Origin of the sequence: Mesorhizobium sp. M1E.F.Ca.ET.063.01.1.1, assembly GCF_003998155.1 — a bacterium.
Taxonomy (GTDB): Bacteria; Pseudomonadota; Alphaproteobacteria; order Rhizobiales; family Rhizobiaceae; genus Mesorhizobium.
Genome location: NZ_RZSC01001235.1, coordinates 1 through 1,059 on the forward strand (window position 1 = coordinate 1; position 1,059 = coordinate 1,059).

Consider the following 1,059-nt stretch of genomic DNA (forward strand, 5'->3'; position numbering starts at 1 on the left):
TCCGTTACTATGCACAAAAATATGGCGTTCCGGAGGGCCTGGCGCTGTCGGTCACGTACCAGGAGTCCCGCTTCGACAGCTGTGCCGGCTCTCACACCGGCGTCAAGGGCGTGATGCAGCTGACAAAGGGAACGGGCAGGCAGCTCGGGTTCGATCGCGACATCAACGAGCAAAACATCGAGGGTGGCGTCAAATATCTCGGCAAAGGCGTCGCGCAGTGTGGCGCCAGCAGCTACAGCTGCCTCGCGAGCTTCTATAACGGCTCCAATGCCGCCGAACAGGCTGAGTGGGCCTCGGGCGTCGGCCGATGGCACGGCACCTTCGACAATTACGTCTCAAGCGGACAGGCGCCGGCGGCGGCCCCACCGGCGATCAGCATCGTGACCTCTAGCGGACCGGGCGGCGCTGCTCAAAGCGGCGTCCTTGATTCCGTCTCCAAAGCCGCGGCCGATCTCGACGCCAGCTCTATGCAGATGACGGCCAATTCCTCGCAGATCGACGCGCTTGCCGGCGGCGTCGGACAAGTGGGCGAATATAAGGACGCCTGGGAGCTCAACTCGTCGGCTCGAAGTCTCGATGCCGACGTGACCGGCCAATATATCAACCAGGCCTCGGACTTTACCGCGCTGCTCGGTCAATATCTTTCGTTGAACAACGTCGGAGCCTCGCAGACCGCGCGGACCATCACGCCGCCGCAAGGTGGATCCCCAAATCCATTTTCATGCGACCCGGCCGAGCTGCAACGGCTGCGGCTCGATCGCAGCCAATGGCTACCCTGTGCGAGTTGGAGCGCTGAGAGCGGTTCGGGGAACACGCAGTCGGTGCAAATCAACGCCGATCCGACCGGCGCAGCGCGCGCGATCGAAGCAATCCAGGAATAGGAGGCTGATGTGAGAAAAATCGCTTTCGCGGCATGTGTAACGCTTCTGGCGAGCGTCGCTCATGCGCAGATCGCCGTCATCGACAATGCGAATTTAGACATTGCCCGCCAGAACGCCGACAACACCAATTCGATCATGGGCTCCAACAAGGACATCCTCGAGAAGAGCAATCAGATCC

1 protein-coding gene is annotated in these 1,059 nt (G+C 61.2%); it reads left to right on the plus strand.

Annotated features, from left to right (window positions below; translation table 11 throughout):
- Positions 1-881 (plus strand): transglycosylase SLT domain-containing protein (locus EOA29_RS37525; protein ID WP_148669396.1); only part of this gene is annotated, 881 nt, incomplete at its 5' end.
- Between the last annotated feature and the right edge of the window lie 178 nt (positions 882-1,059).